This is a genomic window from Phaeovulum sp. (assembly GCF_041596715.1).
In the GTDB taxonomy this organism is placed as follows: domain Bacteria; phylum Pseudomonadota; class Alphaproteobacteria; order Rhodobacterales; family Rhodobacteraceae; genus UBA6213.
On record NZ_JBFHIA010000392.1, the window covers coordinates 1 to 1,558 of the forward strand.

Consider the following 1,558-nt stretch of genomic DNA (forward strand, 5'->3'; position numbering starts at 1 on the left):
CATCGGCATCAGCTCAGCGATGGGCACCTCGACCAGACCGGCGATGGTTTCTTCAGCGCAGCGAACCAGCGGAATGCCCGCCAGCACCTGCAGATGTCCCGCTGCGGCCCAGCCTGCGACATCGGCTGGATGGCAGCCCCATCGTACGGCAATCTCGTAGATCGAATAGAAGGCAATCGGCGGCAATGGCATCACGGGGCTCCTTTTAGGCATGTTGCATCACGCGGCCCAAGCCGTCGGGATGCGAGTTACAAAGCCCGACGCGCAAAGCGCGCGGGGTGGGACTGGGTGCAGAGCATGCCTTCGAGGAAAACCACCTGTTGGTAGGAGCCGCCCCTAGTTGGGTGCGGGCACGGGACTTTTTTTGTTTTCGATTCTGTTGGACTGCTCGCAGAAAGTTTACGCTTGGTCAGGACGCGTTTGAACCTCGGGAATATGTGAGGTTCAATTTGTCGCAAGCGGCCCTGACTGCGTCGCGTCGAACGGCGCCTAAACACGACCGGAACCGGCATTTCCGTCAATTCCACCCCACGCAGATCCCGCGAAACCCCCGGTGCGTCGGCCAATGCAGCCTGCCGAGAAGGACCAGCGATAATGGCAGGGTGATCGACGCCATAAACAGCACGCTTCAGGGCAAACGTTGGGCCCTGACAAAGCCACTCTGACGAGAGTCATGGCCTGAAACTCCAATAAAACAAGGGGTGGAATTGAAGGGCGCGCTTCAATTCCACCTTCTGCCTGTATTCCGCCCCGCGCGCTCTGCTTCGCTCGCCTTGCCCCCGTCAGAGGGGTGAGAAAAACAAACGGAGCAGCCCATGACACACCCCCACCCTGAGGTACCACCGGAACCGCTGAACTTGTTGGCCGACTGGATCAGCCGCGAGCAGTTGGCGCGCGAGCTGGGCCTCACACAAGACACCCTCGCCCGATGGGCGGCGCGCCGCGACGGTCCGCCTTGCACCCGCATAGGGCGGAAAACCTTCTATCGACGGGCCTCGGTTCAGGACTGGATTTTCGCGCAGGAACAGGCGCATCCCGTGCGCAAGGTTCGGGTGCGGACATGATCGTTCAACCCCGCAACTCCGCCTGGCCAGCAGATCGCCTCGCCGAAGCCCGCGCTGTGATCGCTGACGTCGCCCATCACGGCGATGCCCTGATCCGGCTCGCCTGCAAGGTGCTGATCGCGCATGGCGAGACCGCCACCGAGCGCGAGGATGCGCAGCGGTTGCTGGTGGTGATCGACGCGCGCCGGCCCGTTCGCCGCGCCCGGCGCGAGGATCAGGGGAGGGCCATGCAATGACGCGCCGTGGCACCCCCGAGGCCGATCTGCAGCGTGCGGTGGTGCGGGCGCTGCGGCTCGCCCTACCCCGCACGGCGATCGTGCATCACTGCGCCAATGAGGTGACCGAGCCCGGACCCCGCGGGGCCAAGCGCCAGGCGATCCTGGTTGGCATGGGCGTCTATGCAGGCTTTGCCGATCTCATCGTGCTTTGCGACGGGCGCATCCTCTTCCTTGAGCTGAAGGCACCAAAGGGCCGCCTGCGCCCGAGCCAGGAAG

At 63.9% G+C, this 1,558-nt stretch carries 3 protein-coding genes and 1 pseudogene; 3 read left to right on the plus strand and 1 reads right to left on the minus strand.

Going from position 1 to position 1,558, the window contains the following annotated elements; genetic code table 11:
- Positions 1-192: pseudogene (locus tag ABY403_RS16385) on the minus strand (hypothetical protein); the annotation flags it as partial.
- Between the two features lie 623 nt (positions 193-815).
- On the opposite strand from ABY403_RS16385, the gene ABY403_RS16390 reads away from it, so the two are divergent.
- The 3 genes from ABY403_RS16390 to ABY403_RS16400 form a co-directional block, all read left to right on the plus strand.
- Entirely contained in the window at positions 816-1,064 is a 249-nt protein-coding gene (locus tag ABY403_RS16390; protein WP_372841877.1) for a helix-turn-helix transcriptional regulator, read from the plus strand.
- Positions 1,061-1,300: a hypothetical protein gene (locus tag ABY403_RS16395; RefSeq protein WP_372841878.1), complete on the plus strand. Its 240-nt coding sequence runs from the start codon at positions 1,061-1,063 to the stop codon at positions 1,298-1,300. The genes ABY403_RS16390 and ABY403_RS16395 overlap by 4 nt, the downstream gene beginning before the upstream one ends.
- The coding region (locus tag ABY403_RS16400; RefSeq protein ID WP_372841879.1) for a VRR-NUC domain-containing protein at positions 1,297-1,558 on the plus strand (262 nt) is incomplete at its 3' end. The genes ABY403_RS16395 and ABY403_RS16400, both read left to right, overlap by 4 nt.

Excerpts from the sequence above, each read along its gene's own strand:
- ABY403_RS16390 (WP_372841877.1), top strand. The coding sequence starts at position 816 with ATGACACACCCCCACCCTGAGGTACCACCGGAACCGCTGAACTTGTTG.
- ABY403_RS16395 (WP_372841878.1), top strand. The coding sequence starts at position 1,061 with ATGATCGTTCAACCCCGCAACTCCGCCTGGCCAGCAGATCGCCTCGCC.